The organism is Rhodococcus sp. R1101 (genome assembly GCF_000278445.1).
In the GTDB taxonomy this organism is placed as follows: Bacteria; Actinomycetota; Actinomycetes; order Mycobacteriales; family Mycobacteriaceae; genus Rhodococcus; species Rhodococcus gordoniae.
The window spans coordinates 1-13,889 of sequence record NZ_AJVB01000058.1; the positions used below are offsets into that span (position 1 = coordinate 1).

The window sequence follows — 13,889 nt, forward strand, 5'->3', positions numbered from 1 at the left end:
AGGTTCGACCTGCCCGCGATCGCATTCGGTCACGGCTGGCTCACCGGGGTGACCAAGTACACGAAACTCTTCGAGCACCTCGCGTCCTGGGGAATCGTGGTGGGGGCTCCCAACACCGAGCGCGGACCGGTGCCGTCGGCGATCGGGTTGTCGACCGACCTGCTCACCACCCTCGACATCTGTGCCGGCGTGCGTCTCGGCACCGGGCGGATCAGTGTCCACCCGTCGAAGCTCGCGCTGGTGGGCCACGGCTCCGGCGCGGGTGCGGCGGTGCTCGCCGCCGCGAGACGCGAGGTCGCGACCGTCGCTGCGCTCTACCCCTCGCCCGTCTCCCCCGCCGCGTCCGAGGCGGCCGCCCGAGTCCGGGCACCGGGCCTCGTCCTCGTCGGAGAGAAGAGCATCGGGTCGATGACCAGCGACGCCGTCGCGGTCGCCCGGGGCTGGGGCAGCGACGACGTGCAGCTGCGCGTGGTCGACAAGGCCGACGACGAAGGGCTCGTCGAGGGCCGCCGCCTGCTCGGCGCCCTCGGTGTGGGCGGTGCGGAGCGGCGCACGCAGGAACGCACCCGTGCCGTGCTCACCGGCTTCCTGCTCCATCGCCTGACCGGCGACAAGACGTACGCGATCTTCTCCGATCCCACCACCGAACTGCCCGGGTCCACGGTGATCGCCGATCCCGACGCCGTCGACCGCGATCTCGGCACGCAGGTCAATCTGCTCCTCGGACGCTGACAGCGCGGCGCCTCGTCGTTCGCGTCACAACGGTCCGGCTTCGGCGAGCACGACGACGTCGTCGCTCTCGTCGCTCTCGTCCTGTGGGCGGACCTCCTGGACGGATCCGGGTGGGTGCTCGCGTTTGCGTTCGCCCGGCCGGACACCCGGGACGGGCACGGCCGCACCGTGATCGGCGCGGTCCTGCGCCATCGGTACGTCCTGCACGGACCCGCCCTCGGCGCCTGCGGCCGTCTCGGCACCGGACGCATCTGCGGCCGCCTCGGCACCGTCCGCGGCGCGTTTCGTGGCGGTCGACAGCTCGGTGAGACTGTCCGCGATCCGGCGGCCGGCGTCGTCGCACGCCTGCACCAGTGCGTCGACGGCGTCGCGGACTGCCGGCACCAGTCGTTCCTCGACCCATCTCCGGCACTCGACGGCAGGGTCTGCCGCTGCTCCCCCACCGGGCGGGTCGCCGAACCAGCGTGATCGCTCCTCCGGGGTCGGTCCGTGCGGGCCGCCGCTCGCCCCGGCGACGATCGTGTCGATCTCGTCCCTCGTCCGGCCGCCCACGGGCCGCTCCGCGAGACCCCCGACGACGCGGGCCTTCTCACGCAGCGCGTCGGCGATCGCGGATGCAGCCGTCTCGAGTGCTCCCGCGAGATCGGTCAGCGACGCGCACAATCCGGCTCCCCCGGCGATGGTGGACGTCAGGGCCGTGCGGGCGTGCTCCGCGGTGGAGCCGTCCCATGCCTCGTCGAGTCGCAGCAGGAGGCGACGCTGTTCGTCGGTCCGACGGCCGAGGGATGCCGCGAGCGAGCGCACCCCGGCCGCGTCGTCGGTGAGTGCCGGCAGGGAGAGGGCACGGTGCTCGTCGTAGCGGGCGCGGACATCCGCGACGGTACTGCCGGTCGCGCAGCCGAGAGCGTGCAGGCACCGCAGGTCGTCGGTCAGACGGGCCAGGCCGGGCGCTCCGGCGTCCAGGAGGTCGCCTACGTCCACAGGAGGATTCCTCACGACCGGCGGTCTCCCGAGTGGTCGAGTGCGGCACGGGCCGCCACATCGGCGAGTGCGACCTCGATGGTGAGGTCCTGGTCCAGGTAGCCGTCTGCCACGGCGCGCAGCGCATCGGCATGCGCCTGTACGGTGGCCACCCAGGTCTCGCACGAGGCGCGCACCCTGCGATATCCGGTCTCGGCGCAGACGCCGGCCGAGCGGTGCGCCGATCCGGTGCCGGACCCGTCGAATCGGAGACCGCCGAATCCGCGACGGATCTCGCGGTCGGCGTCCTCGGCCACCTCCGCCAGACGTGCCGCGACCGCGCGCACCGCGTCGCCGTCGAACCGGATCGTGCCCTGCCGTATGTCCATGTCCGCTCTCCGTCCCGACGAACCCTCTCGAAGGGGTTGGACGCAGCGCGCGGCGATCCGGTTCCGCTCGCGATCAGACGGCGGCGACGACTTCCGCGAGACGGTCGGCGACGGCGCGAGCGTGATCGTCGTCGGCGGCTTCGACCATGACCCTCACGAGCTGTTCCGTGCCCGAGGGACGCAACAGCACCCGGCCGGTCTCACCGAGTTCGCTCTCGGCGGCCGCGACCGCAGCCGCCACCGTCGGATCGTTCGCCACGGCGACCTTGTCGTGGACCCGCACGTTCACGAGAACCTGCGGGAGCGAGGTCATCACCGAGGCGAGCTTCGCGAGGGGCAGGCCCGTCGTCGCGACCCGTTCCATCAGGCGGAGACCGGTGAGCACGCCGTCGCCGGTCGTGCCGTGCGCGGGAAGGACGATGTGACCCGACTGTTCACCACCGAGGCCGTAGCCACCGCGCCGGAGCTCTTCGAGCACGTAGCGGTCGCCCACACCGACGGTGCGCACCTCGATCCCCGCCGCGCGCATCGCGAGGTGCAGACCGAGATTGCTCATCACTGTGGCGACGAGGGTGTCGTCGGGAAGTTCACCGGCTTCGTGCATGCCGAGGGCGAGGATCGCCATGATGGCGTCGCCGTCGATCACCGTGCCGGTCGCGTCGACCGCGAGGCAGCGATCGGCGTCGCCGTCGTGCGCGAGGCCCAGGTCGGCGCCGTGCTCGAGCACAGCTTGCTGCAGCACGGACAGGTGCGTGGAGCCGCACCCGTCGTTGATGTTCAGTCCGTCGGGTTCGGCATTGATCGCGATCACCGTCGCGCCTGCGGCAGCGTAGGCGGCCGGGCCGGCCGTCGAGGCGGCACCGTGCGCACAGTCGACCACGACGGTCGTACCGGTGAGGGGCCGGTGCACGGCGGCCGCGAGATGCGCGAGGTAACGGTCGAGTGCGTCCGACACGGCGCGTACGCGGCCTATGCCGGCGCCGGTCGGGCGTGCGGCCGTCGCGGCGTCGCCGTGCAGCACCGCTTCGATCCGGTCCTCGACCTCGTCGTCGAGCTTGCGCCCGCCGGCCGCGAAGATCTTGATGCCGTTGTCGGGCATGGGATTGTGCGACGCGGAGATCATCACACCGAGGTCGGCTTCGTAGTCACCGGTGAGGAATGCGACAGCCGGGGTGGGCAGCACGCCCACCGACAGCACGTCGACTCCGGCGGCGGTGAGTCCGGCCGTGACGGCCGCCTCGAGCATCTCGCCGCTCGCGCGGGGATCGCGACCCACGACCGCAACCGGCCGCCGGTCGGCACCCTGCGGGGCCAGAACCGCTGCGGCAGCGCCTGCGAGCCGCACTGCCAGCTCCACTGTGAGCTCGGCATTGGCCAAGCCCCGGACTCCGTCGGTGCCGAACAACCGACCCATGTACACAGCCTCCCAGTCGTGTGCGGCCCCCGCCGCGGGTGCCGATAGAGGACAGAATGCACGAAAGCAGGCGCCGGTAGGAAATGTCTACCGACGCCTGCTCTCGTGGTGGAACAGGTGCCGACTCTGACGAAATCAGCGTCGGCGGCACATCAGCGCTTGGAGTACTGCGATGCCTTACGGGCCTTCTTCAGGCCGTACTTCTTGCGCTCGACGGCACGCGGGTCACGCGTGAGGAAGCCGGCACGCTTGAGCGCGGGGCGATCCTCGGGGGTGACCTCGGTGAGCGCACGCGCGATGGCGAGACGCAGCGCGCCCGCCTGGCCGGACGGGCCGCCGCCGTGCAGACGTGCGTGGATGTCGAACGACTCGGTGCGCTCGACCGTCACCAGGGGCGACTTCACGAGCTGCTGGTGCACCTTGTTCGGGAAGTAGTCCTCGATGGTGCGGCCGTTGAGCACGAAGTTGCCGGTGCCGGGCACGAGGCGGACGCGGACGACGGCCTCCTTACGGCGACCGACGGTCTGGACCGGACGGTCGAAGACGATCGGGGCAGCAGGTGCCTCGACGACGTCCTCGACGTACTCCTCGGCAGCGACCTCGACGTTCTCGACGTACTCTTCGGGGTTCACGTTCTGTTCCTCGGGCGTCGTCACTGTGCCACCTGCTTGATCTCGAACGGCACCGGCTGCTGCGCGGCGTGGGGGTGGTTCGGGCCCGCGTAGACCTTCAGCTTCTTCGCGATGGCGCGACCGAGCTTGTTCTTCGGGAGCATGCCGGTGACGGCCTTCTCCACGAGGCGGTCGGGGTTCTTCTCGAGAACCTCGCCGACGGAACGAGCCCGCAGACCGCCCGGGTGACCGGAGTGGCTGTAGAGGAACTTGTCGGTCCGCTTGTTGCCGGAGACGGCAACCTTGTCGGCGTTGATGATGACGACGAAGTCACCACCGTCGACGTGCGGCGCGAATGTGGGCTTGTGCTTGCCGCGGAGCAGGTTTGCCGCCTGCACCGCGAGGCGGCCGAGCACCACGTCGGTGGCGTCGATGACGTGCCACTGATGGGTCACGTCGCCGGCCTTCGGTGTGTACGTAGACACAGATCTTCCTCGTCTATCGTTTCGCTGCTGGCCTGCATGTCGACGATGGTCACGCCCGGCGGCCAGTTGAGACCCGGGAGAGATGTTCCTCGCGCCACAGGGCACGACGACGTGCGACACGCCGAGGGGACACTCTACCGGGCCCAGACCGGACGGGTCAAAGCGCCTCGGCAGGCTCCTGTGCTCGGCCTCCGTGCAGGGAGCCCGCGCCGCCGAGACAAGTCACGTCCCGGTGGCCTCTCCACCACCGGGACGTGACAGCGCCGGACCGGTCGGATCCGACGAACCCGGATCAGCCCGGGAAACGCTGCTGGTTCAGTCGCTCGACCTCCTGCATGTTGTCGTTACCGGTCGAGACCACCCGGCCGATATCGTGCAGCACCTGGATGAGACCGGCCTCGGCCTCGTTCCAGCGGGCCTGCGTGGCGGCGTAACGCTCCTTCGCGTCGCTGTCCCAGCTGGCGACGAGAGGCGCGACCTGCCCCTCGATGCGGTCGAGCGTCGCCTCGATCGCCTTCTGACCGGACACGAGCTGGGCGTGCAGGTCGGCGACGCCGGCGAAGTTCTGATAGATCTCGGACACGGATCGTTCTCCTTGTTCTCGAATGTGTGCCGGAAGGACCGGGGATCAGGTGAACGAGCCGTTGAGAACCGAACCGCCGTCGGGGTCGATCGCCGACAGGGACCGGGCCTGGTGATCCTCGGCGGCGGCGTACGACCGTCCGCTGGTGCGGACGGCCTCGGCCAGTTCGTCCAGCGCGTTCGACAGCTTGGTGTGGTTGACGTTCCAGCGCTCCATGATTCCGGCGAACTGTTCCGCCGAGCGGCTCCGCCAGACGGCCGGCGCGGACTGCACCACGCCCGTCAGCCGTCCGAGGATCGCGTCGAGTTCGGCGCGGGAGTCCTGGAGTTGTCCCGCGACGACCTCCATGGTCGCCACATCGGTGGTGAGTTGATTCGAATTGCCGGTCGGTTGACTCAACGGCGTACTCCTTCGCTGGTGCGTGGATCACCCGGCTCGGCGTCGAGCCGGTCTTCGCTCTTACATGTGGTTGGACGCGCCCGGTGCGGTATCGGTTCCGCCGTGTCCGGAAAATTCGCGAATCCTCGTCGTCAGCCGAGCCGGAGGGTGTGGACGGCCTGCTCGCATTCACTGCGGATACGAGTCCAATCCTCCTCGAGGTACTGGCATCCCACCGAGACCTGGAGTCCGGGGAATACGAGCACCGACCACCGCACCACCGAGTAGTCGTCGGGAACCTCCGTGTACGCCACGACCTTGCGGTCGGCGAAGGTCGTGTCGGCGTCGAGATCACGGATGACGGGTGCACGTTCGGCGGCCCGCGCAACCAACGCGGATGCGACGGAACCCGCGTCCGTCCCGTCGGGAAGATCCCGGTACACGACCAGGATCCGACGATCGGCCCCGCCGAGTGGTATCAGTTCCGCACGACCCGCAGATACGGTCTCGGGGTCCCGGATGCGCCAGCCGTCGGGCAGTTCGAGATTCAGCGGACCGACGTCGACCCGAGTCGACGCCCGAGGTCCGGGGTCGCCGGTGGGCACCACCGAGGGCGATTCGACGGTGTTCGGCGTCTCCTCCGCGGCAACGACTTCGGGCAGATTCCGAACGTCCGCGTCGTTTCCTCCTGCGAGGAGCGGCCACAGGAATATCGCGGCGGCGAGCAGGGCCGGGACCATCGCGCCGGCCACGAACATTGTGCGCACCCTGCCGTCCCGCCCGGGACGGCCGGAATCCGGGCGTGCGCGTACCTCGTTCAGCCACGGCAACGTCCGGTCGGGTCCGTCCATCGTCGACCTGGTAGGTGCGCCCCGCGCACCCGATCCCGGGGTGGTCGGCGCCGAGGGGGAACCGGTCACCGCGACGAGCATCTCCGAGGCCGCGACGGGCACGACCCGTCGGCCCGGACCTACGAGATCGACCGCGAGGGCCAGCGGTTCGACACCGGACGGTTCGCCCGGCCCGCCGGTCACCACCACCACCTCCGGTCCGGACCCGCCGCACACCGAGGTCAGCAGGCTCTCGAGACGCGCCGCGGCGTCCGGGGAATACAGCGACAGATCCGGATCCCGCGCGACGCGCTCGACGGTCGGCCCGTCGGGGGCGAACCCGGCGACACTCACCGCGGTGACTCCGCCGGCGGCGAATTCGAGCACCACGCACCTCTCGTGCGGAGCGGTGTCGGCGGCGCGTGCGGCGGCCACCGCGACCGGGAGCAGGATCGTGTCGCCCGCGACCTGCCGCACGGCGGTCCGGAGAAGGTCGCGTCGCCGCTCGTTCCACCAGGTGGGGTGTATCGCACATGCCGGCCCGGCCGTGTCGGGCGCACCGGCGGTGGCCGCGCCGTACGCGACGAGTCCGGTCAGCAACTCCCCGAGTTCGCGTTCGGTTCCGACCGCGGCGATATCCGCGAACTCTGTGACGTCGAGCGGATCCGCCACCTCACCGGCGGGAGCTCCGAATACCCGGCGCTCGCCCACATCTGCCGCAAGAGCCGGCACACTGCGCGTCGTTCCGGGCCATCCGATGTGCATCGACCCGGATGTCATCGTGAACGCGACCGCAGCAACCGCCTCGTCCCGGCTCGTCATCACGCCTCCGGCGCCCATGCCGTCTGGACGAGCGACGTGCCGTCGCGTCGCACGAGCGTGCCGCGGCCCGGTGGCATCGGTGACGGACGGACCGCGCCGACGAGCGCTCCCTCGTCGCGGCTTCCGCTCATGATCAGACCCGGACTCGACAGCTCCCGCAGACGCCCCAGAATCGGTTCGTACATCGCACGTCCCGCTCCGCCCGAACGGCGCGCGACCACCAGGTGCAACCCGATGTCCCGCCCTTGTGGGAGGTAGTCGAGCAGTGGCAGCACCGGGTTCTGACCCGACGTCGCGACCATGTCGTAATCGTCGATCACCACGAACACCTCGGGCCCGGTCCACCACGACCGGTCGCGCAGCTGCTGTTGCGTCGTGTCGGGGCCCGGCAGCCGACGCTCGCAGATGACGGCGAGTTCCCGGACCATGGCCGCGAGGACCGTGGCCGACGGCGCATATCCGCCGAGATGGCCGCCGCCGACGACGCCGAGCATGGTCCGGCGGTAGTCGCCGATGACGATCCTGATCTCGGCGCCGCTGCCGGACTCGGTCAACCCGCGGCACAGTCCCCGGAGCAGGGTCGTCTTGCCGCACTCCGAGTCGCCGAAGATCAACAGGTGGGGACTGTCGGCGAAATCCACCGACACGGGCGCGAGTTCGGATTCGTCGATGCCGATCGGGATACGGAGCCGGGCGGACCGGGAGGCATCGACCGGCGGCGGCCATCCGGTGGGCATTGCCGCGAGCAGGTCGGACCTGTCGATGCGCTCGGGCAGCATGCGGACCGGCGGCGCCGACCGTCCGGACGCGGTAGCGCGGACGGCCTCGACCGCCGCGGCGACACCGGCTGCGAGATCGGCCGGATCGGAGCTTCCGTCCACCCGGGGCAACGCGCCCAGGATGTGCAGTCCGTCGCGGTCGATGCCGCGTCCGGGTCGCCCTTCGGGCACCGTGGCCGCTCTCTTGCGGCCGTACTCGGAGTCGGACGGATCGCCGAGTCGGAGTTCGAGCCGCGTACCCAGCAGGTCGCGCATGGCAGGCCGGACGTCGCCCCAGCGCGGTGCGCTGAGCACCACGTGGATGCCGTAGGACAGGCCTTGGGCCGCCAGGATCCCGATCGTCTGTTCCAGCGACTCGAAATCCTGCCGGATGCTGGGCCATCCGTCGACGACGAGGAAGACGTCGCCGAACGGATCATCGGTGGCGAGCGCGTTTCCGTCGGCGCGCATCCGTCGCACCTGGGCCATGGACTCGATGCCGTTCTCGGCGAAGGATCGTTCGCGGCGGCGCAGCAACGACATCATCTCCGCAACGGTCCGGCGCACCCGATCGGTGTCGTGCCGTCCGGCGACGGAACCGACATGCGGCAGGCCGGCCAGACCCGACAACGTGCCGCCACCGAAATCGAGAGCGTAGAACTGCACCTGTTCGGCGGTGTGCGTCAGCGCCATCGACAGGACGAGGCTGCGCACCAGGGTGGACTTGCCGGACTGCGGGCCACCGACGACCACGACGTTGCCGGCGGACCCCGACAGGTCGACCACCAGCGGGTCGCGGCGTTGCTCGAACGGCCGGTCCACGACACCGACGACGGTGCGCAGCGCAGCATGACGTGGAACGTCGCCGGTGAGCACCGACCGGGGCAGGAGTATGTCCAGCGACGGGGATGCGTCGAGCGGGGGCAGCCATACCTCGTGGGCCGGTGTGCCGTGCCCCCGGATCCGGTCGACGACCACCTCGAGAACGCTTCGTCCGTCGCCTGCGGCGGGGACCGGGAGCGGCTCGGCGACCGGAGCGGGCGGACCGGACTCCACCGGCACCGTCCGGGCCGTGAAGATGCGGGGCCGGGACGCGCCGGTCGGCGCCGCCGACCGGATGCGCCGGGTGGGAGGGCCGGGTTCGTACGGTCCCGAGACGTACGCCGCGGAGAACCGCTGGATGTCTGCGGAATCGGTCCGGAGGTATCCCGCGCCGGGCGTCGACGGCAGGTGGTAGGCGTCGGGAACGCCGAGGACGCTCCGCGACTCGTTGGCGGAGAACGTCTTCAGGCCGACGCGGTACGACAGGTGACTGTCGAGGCCGCGGAGCCGGCCCTCGTCGAGTCGCTGGCTCGCCAGCAACAGGTGCATGTGCAGCGACCGTCCCAGCCGCCCGATCGCCGCGAAGAGATCGGCGAATTCCGGTTGCTGCGAGAGCAGTTCGGAGAACTCGTCGACCACGATGAACAGCGCGGGCAACGGGTCGAGCGGGGCGCCCGCTGCCCTGGCCTTCTCGTAGTCGCCGACATTGGCGAAGTTCCCTGCGATCCGGAGCAACTCCTGCCGGCGGTTCATCTCACCCTCGAGTGCGTCCTTCATGCGGTCGACCATCGCGAGCTCGTCCGCGAGATTGGTGATCACCGCCGCGACGTGTGCGATCCGCTCGAGTCCGAGGAAGGTCGCGCCGCCCTTGAAGTCCACCAGGACCAGGTTGAGCGCCTCGGGTGGGTGCGTCGCCACGAGGCCCAGGACCAGTGTCCGCAGGAACTCACTCTTTCCCGATCCAGTTGCGCCGATGCACAATCCGTGCGGGCCCATCCCGTTCTCGGCGGCCTCCTTGAGGTCGAGCTCGACGGGCGCACCGTCGATGCCCACGCCGATGGGAACCCGCAGACGGTCGCGTCCACGGCGCGGGACCCACGCCTGGTCGGGGTCGAATCGAGCCACGTCCCCGAGCCCGAGCAACTCCTGCCAGCTCGACGGCCGGTCGTCGCCGGCGCTGTCGTCCACCGCGCCGCTCGTCACCCGATACGGGGCGAGCCGCCTCGCCAGGGTCTGTGCCTGTGCAGCGTCGATGGAGTCGGTATCGGCGAAGACGTCGACGTCGGTGCCGGTCGCGACCCCGACCCGCCCCTCCTCGACCATCAGACGCAGACCGCGTGTCGCGCTCAGCCGTGCGGCGTATCCGGAGAGGTCGAGCACGGTCACCGCGTCGAGACCGTCGTCGAGCACACCCGAACCCGATCCCGTGACCCCGCCGTCGACGACCACGACGAGGTGCACGGCGCCCTCGTCGGCCGGGGCGTTCCGGACGAACCTGCTGCGACCGGCCAGCACCGTCGCGAGATCCGTCTCGAGTTCGAGCACCGAGCCGAACACCGTGCGTGCGCTACCCGCACCGTCGCGCAGGACCGGGTTCTGCGCGTGCGGCAGCCACTTGATCCACTCCCATTCCGCAGCGGTGTCGGGCCCGCACACGACGGCGACCTGCAGCATGTCGGGTCCGTGGAAGGTGCACGCCTGCGCGAGCATCGCCCGCGCGAGCGAACGTGCCGTCTCACGGTCTCCGTCGATGCCGATGGCGGCGAAACCTCGCAGCGACACGGCCGTGGGCAGTGCCGGCACCACCGAATGCGCGCGCACGAACCGGCGCAGAGAAACGGCGGCGACCGGTTCGAGATCCTCGACCGGTCCCGTGTCGGGTGGCACGAGCCGGGTCGCGAGTCGCTGGCCTCCGCGCCCCACCCTGAGATGACCGAAGTCCGGATCGGTGCTGCGCCGCTCCCACATCCGGACGGTGCCGGCGAGGGTCCACAGCAGGGCCGGATCGGGATGCGTCCATTCGAGCGCCCGACGTTGTTCGTGCGCCGTCTCGGTGACCTCGCGCCGGAGTCGGTCGAGATATCTCAGATAGTCCTTGCGGTCCTCGTTCGCCTCGGCGGTCTTCGTCCCACCGCTGCGACCACCGTTGGCGAGCATGCCCACCAGGGACACGACCATCATGAGCGGGAAGATCATCGCCATGGGGCTGCGCGCCGCTCCCGTGCCGAACATCAGCGCGACCATCCCGATCATCGCCGCGACCATCACGAGCGGGAGCAGTTTGGTCACCAGGTTGCCGGGTGTGGCACGGGGAATGTCGGGCGGCGGTTGGACACTCACCTCGCCACTGGGCACGCGCGGCGCCTCCCGCCGTGCTCTCCGCACGAAACGTACGGTACTCACGTTCGCCACCCCCCGGAACGCCGTCGGCCGCCCCCTACGGCCCCACGGTCGTGGAAGACTAACCTACCGCTGCGGCCTTACGTACCCCTCCTCGTCCGCCGGTACCTCGACGGGGAACTCGGACGGGACATCGCCCGGGACGATGTCGTATGGTCTGCGTCGTTCGGACTGCAGTGACGGGGGGAACCGAGGCCGATGACATCTGTGCGTGCGCGATCCGAGACCCCGGGGCAGGTGGGAGCCCCGGATCTGTGCCGGATCACCGTACTCGCCCGCCACACCGAGGTCGATCTCGCTCTGCCCCTCGACGTTCCGGTGGCGCTGCTGCTGCCGGGGATCGTGGATCTCGTCGCCGGGCACCGGCCGGACAACGACTTCGACGCGACGCCGGAACGTACGGAACCCGACGGCTGGGCGCTCGCACGCATCGGCCGGGCTCCTCTGCCCGGTGCGCTGAGCCTCGACGAACACGGCGTCCGCGACGGCGAGATCCTCGTCCTGGAGGACGCCGGATCACCCGCTCCTCCACCGTTGTTCGACGACGTCATGTACAGCGTCGCATCCTCGGACCGGACGGCGACGCCGTGGGGTGCGGGTCCGGCGGGTCTCCTGGCAGCGGTCCTGGGCCCGGTCGCCCTCGCTGCGGGATGCCTGCCGTTGCTGTCCCTGCCCGACGGCGTGAGCCGTCTCGTCCTGGGTGGGCTGTGCGCGGTGCTGCCGCTTCTGTTGCTGCTCGCCGCGGGCATCCTCGCGCGACTGCACGACGATCGACGCACCGCCACCGCGCTGTTGTGGTGCGCCTTCCCACTCGCGTCGGCCGCCGGCGCGCTGCTCGTCCCGGGGAGTTCGCCGGCACCTCGCCTCGTTCTCGCGGCGGCACTCACCGGCACGATCGCGGTGATCGCCGTGCGCGTCGCCCGCATCGGCCTCGCGTCGTGCACGGCGGTCGCCGTGATCGCTGCGGGTGCCGGCGTGAACGCCGTCCTCGCCTCGACCACCGATCTCGAGGCGCGTGCCCTCGGAGCCGGAACGGTGGTGGCCGCACTGCTGCTCGCCGGGATGGCGCCTCGTCTCGCGGGAATGCTCGCGAAACTTCCCATCCCACCGGTCCCCGCACCCGGCGCACCGTCCGAATCGGAGACGTCCGAGGACGGGAACATATCGGGACTGCCGTCACCGGCGGAGCTCGAACACCGCGCCGACCGCGCGCGGAGCGCACTCACCGGGATGGTCCACGCCGTGGTCGTACTCACGGCGGCCGGGGCGTGGTGGGCCGCATTCCCTTGGGGCGGAGAGGTCTTCGTTCCCGCGGTGGCACTGGCCGTTGCGGCAGCCGTCGTACTGGTCTTCCGGGGGCGTACCTACACCGCGACCGCACAGGCCGCTCCGCTCGTAGCGGGCGGCGCGGTGCTTCTGCTCGGGTTGCTCGCGAGTGCATCGGCGACCGGGGTGCTGCCACCGTGGGCGGCGTTCACGGCGGCAACCGGACTCGCGTCTGCCGGCTTCCTCTTCGGTGCGGTCGCACCACGACGGACGTTCACTCCGGTACAACGCCGGATCGCCGAACTCGCCGAGTACGCGACCATCACAACCGTCGTGCCACTGGCGTGCTGGGTCGCCGGCGTGTACGCGGCGATCCGCGGACTGTGACGGTGCAGCCGCTACGGGCGTTCACGGTCCTTCTCGTGGCCCTCCTGCTGGCATCCGCCCCGACGGGTGTCGCGGCCGCCGCGCCGCCGGTACCCGATCCCGCGCAACTGCCTCCCGGGGCGACGCCCGCACCTCCCGAGGCCACCGAACTGCGGGTGCTGTGCGCGGAGCTTCCCCGCGCCCCCGACGGGCCGCAGATCCCTCGGGCACAACGGATCCTCGACTTCGCGTCGGTCTGGCCGATCACACGCGGGGCCGGACAGGTCGTCGCCGTCATCGACACCGGAGTCCATCCGCACCCGCGCCTGCCGGCTCCGCTGCCGGGCGGCGACTACGTGTCCACGGGCGACGGCACCGAGGATTGCGACGCGCACGGCACCCTCGTCGCCGGACTGATCGCGGCACGCCCGGCACCCGGCTCGGGCTTCGCCGGCGGCGCGCCCGAGGTGGAGGTGATCGCCATCCGTCAGTCCAGCGGTCATTTCGCCGATCGCTCCCGGCCGGACGACGATGCCGCGCGCAACGCATCCGGGTACGGCGACGTGCGGACCCTCGCCGCGGCCGTCCGTCGCGCCGTGGATCTCGGCGCCACCGTCGTCAACATCTCGGAGGTCGCGTGCCGGACCGTCGCCGAGGGTCTCGCCGACGGTCCGCTGGGAGCGGCGGTGCAGTACGCGACCGATGTGCACGACGCGGTCGTCGTCGCGGCGGCCGGCAACACCGACACCTGCCGCGAGGGCAATCCGTCCTCGGTGGATCCGGCCGATCCCGGTGCCGATCCGTGGGATTCGGTCGTCACCCTGGCGTCTCCCGCCTGGTACGACGAGTACGTCCTCACCGTCGGCGCGGTCGAGGACGACGGTACCCCCGCCGAATACAGTCTTCCCGGACCGTGGGTCGATGTCGCTGCTCCCGGGAGCGGGCTCGTGTCGCTCGATCCCGGCACCGACGGACTGGCCGATCTGATTCCCGGGGACGCGAGGGGCGGCACGGGCCGGTCGTCCGGAACGTGTTTCGCGGCACCGCTCGTCGCGGCGACGGTCGCGCTCGTG

General features: G+C 70.7%; 12 protein-coding genes. 3 read left to right on the forward strand and 9 right to left on the reverse strand.

Annotated features, from left to right (window positions below; all coding sequences use genetic code 11):
- Positions 1-732: alpha/beta hydrolase (locus tag R1101_RS26015; protein WP_016932685.1), on the forward strand; the 732-nt coding region annotated here is incomplete at its 5' end.
- A gap of 24 nt (positions 733-756) precedes the next feature.
- Here R1101_RS26015 and R1101_RS0106695 read toward each other — a convergent pair.
- From R1101_RS0106695 to R1101_RS0106735, 9 genes are all read right to left on the reverse strand, one after another.
- A complete protein-coding gene (locus tag R1101_RS0106695; protein ID WP_016932686.1) occupies positions 757-1,713 on the reverse strand; it encodes a WXG100 family type VII secretion target in 957 nt (318 codons plus the stop codon).
- Positions 1,714-1,724: 11 nt separating this feature from the next.
- Positions 1,725-2,081, reverse strand: a complete 357-nt coding sequence (locus R1101_RS0106700; protein WP_016932687.1) for a hypothetical protein — start codon at positions 2,079-2,081, stop codon at positions 1,725-1,727.
- A gap of 73 nt (positions 2,082-2,154) precedes the next feature.
- The gene (gene glmM, locus R1101_RS0106705; RefSeq protein WP_026002965.1) at positions 2,155-3,495 is read right to left on the reverse strand and encodes a phosphoglucosamine mutase; all 1,341 of its coding nucleotides are present in this window, start codon (positions 3,493-3,495) and stop codon (positions 2,155-2,157) included.
- A 152-nt stretch (positions 3,496-3,647) separates the two neighbouring features.
- A complete protein-coding gene (gene rpsI, locus R1101_RS0106710) occupies positions 3,648-4,151 on the reverse strand; it encodes a 30S ribosomal protein S9 (RefSeq protein WP_016932689.1) in 504 nt (167 codons plus the stop codon).
- Positions 4,148-4,591: a 50S ribosomal protein L13 gene (rplM, locus tag R1101_RS0106715; RefSeq protein WP_006550055.1), complete on the reverse strand. Its 444-nt coding sequence runs from the start codon at positions 4,589-4,591 to the stop codon at positions 4,148-4,150. Before rplM ends, rpsI begins: the two co-directional genes overlap by 4 nt.
- 292 nt (positions 4,592-4,883) lie before the next feature.
- The gene (locus tag R1101_RS0106720) at positions 4,884-5,174 is read right to left on the reverse strand and encodes a WXG100 family type VII secretion target (RefSeq protein ID WP_016932690.1); all 291 of its coding nucleotides are present in this window, start codon (positions 5,172-5,174) and stop codon (positions 4,884-4,886) included.
- Positions 5,175-5,219: 45 nt separating this feature from the next.
- Complete coding sequence (locus R1101_RS0106725; RefSeq protein ID WP_232284691.1) at positions 5,220-5,573, reverse strand: WXG100 family type VII secretion target; 354 nt, start codon at positions 5,571-5,573, stop codon at positions 5,220-5,222.
- Positions 5,574-5,704: 131 nt separating this feature from the next.
- Positions 5,705-7,204 (reverse strand): type VII secretion-associated protein, encoded by a 1,500-nt coding sequence (locus R1101_RS0106730; RefSeq protein ID WP_232284692.1) that lies wholly within the window; start codon positions 7,202-7,204, stop codon positions 5,705-5,707.
- Positions 7,204-11,187 (reverse strand): type VII secretion protein EccC, encoded by a 3,984-nt coding sequence (locus tag R1101_RS0106735; protein WP_026002967.1) that lies wholly within the window; start codon positions 11,185-11,187, stop codon positions 7,204-7,206. The genes R1101_RS0106730 and R1101_RS0106735 overlap by 1 nt, the downstream gene beginning before the upstream one ends.
- A 195-nt stretch (positions 11,188-11,382) precedes the next feature.
- On the opposite strand from R1101_RS0106735, the gene eccD reads away from it, so the two are divergent.
- Both eccD and mycP read left to right on the forward strand, forming a co-directional pair.
- A complete protein-coding gene (gene eccD / locus R1101_RS0106740) occupies positions 11,383-12,837 on the forward strand; it encodes a type VII secretion integral membrane protein EccD (RefSeq protein WP_232284693.1) in 1,455 nt (484 codons plus the stop codon).
- Positions 12,838-12,872: 35 nt separating this feature from the next.
- A partial coding sequence (gene mycP / locus R1101_RS26020; RefSeq protein ID WP_332306994.1) for a type VII secretion-associated serine protease mycosin occupies positions 12,873-13,889 on the forward strand: 1,017 nt, incomplete at its 3' end.

Bases quoted from the DNA above. Each gene is read 5' to 3' on its own strand.
- glmM (WP_026002965.1), bottom strand. From the start codon at position 3,495: ATGGGTCGGTTGTTCGGCACCGACGGAGTCCGGGGCTTGGCCAATGCC.
- R1101_RS0106730 (WP_232284692.1), bottom strand. From the start codon at position 7,204: ATGACGAGCCGGGACGAGGCGGTTGCTGCGGTCGCGTTCACGATGACA.
- eccD (WP_232284693.1), top strand. From the start codon at position 11,383: ATGACATCTGTGCGTGCGCGATCCGAGACCCCGGGGCAGGTGGGAGCC.
- R1101_RS0106700 (WP_016932687.1), bottom strand. From the start codon at position 2,081: ATGGACATACGGCAGGGCACGATCCGGTTCGACGGCGACGCGGTGCGC.